Source organism: Sutterella massiliensis, assembly GCF_016899755.1.
Taxonomy (GTDB): Bacteria; Pseudomonadota; Gammaproteobacteria; order Burkholderiales; family Burkholderiaceae_F; genus Sutterella; species Sutterella massiliensis.
Genome location: NZ_JACJJC010000155.1, coordinates 1 through 795, shown reverse-complemented (window position 1 = coordinate 795; position 795 = coordinate 1). Strand labels below are relative to the sequence as shown.

The following is a 795-nucleotide window of genomic DNA, read 5'->3' as shown; positions in this document are numbered from 1 at the left end:
AGATGTGTATAAGAGACAGCTTCTCGTCGGCGACGGTTCTTCTCGGCAATCCCGGACAGGCCAATTACGTCGCGGCCAACGCCGGTATGGAAGCCGTGCTTGAACGCGCGAGAAAGGCGGGGATCCCCGCGATCTCCGTCGGCTGGGGCCCTGTGGGAGACGTCGGCATGCTTGAGCACAACGCGCAGGCACGCATCGTGCTTGAAACGACGCTCGGGACACCAGCGCTCAATTCTTCGGATGTTCTTGATGCGCTTGAGGCCGCCGTTCTCGAAGGCAAGACCGCTTCGTCCTTCTTTGCCGTCAACTGGCAGCGCCTCTCGGGGCTGCCGCTTTACGCGGACGAGCGCTTCTGCGTGATGCGTGAGCGCTTTGGCGGCGCTCGCGAAGAAGGCGTGTCGCTCGCCGACCGCTTTGCCGGCAAGACCGATGAAGAAGCCGTTGCGATCCTCACGCAGTGCGTCGCCGAAGAGGTGGCGTCTCTTATGGGCGTTGCCGCACAGGAGCTCAATGTCAATCAGCCGGTGGCAGACATCGGCATGGACTCGCTCATGGTGGTGGAACTCGCCGCTGCGCTTGAAGAGCGTCTCGGTCTCAGAATTCCGGCCGTGTCGCTTTCGGGCGGCGCAACGATTCACACCATTGCAGAACGCTTCTGGCAGATGATCGACAAAAAGAACGCCGACGAACAGGCGCTCGACGTCCTCGCCGAAAAGCACGGCGTGGCGCTTACCGAAGAAATGAAGACGGATGTTTTGAAGAACGTTGGAGGTGCCGCCTGATGTCCAACCAGTC

Annotated in this window: 1 protein-coding gene; it reads left to right on the top strand. The window is 60.9% G+C overall.

The genetic code is table 11. From position 1 onward, the window contains the following. The coding region (locus H6A60_RS14555) for a beta-ketoacyl reductase (RefSeq protein WP_205104896.1) at window positions 1-782 on the top strand (782 nt) is incomplete at its 5' end. Window positions 783-795 lie beyond the last annotated feature (13 nt).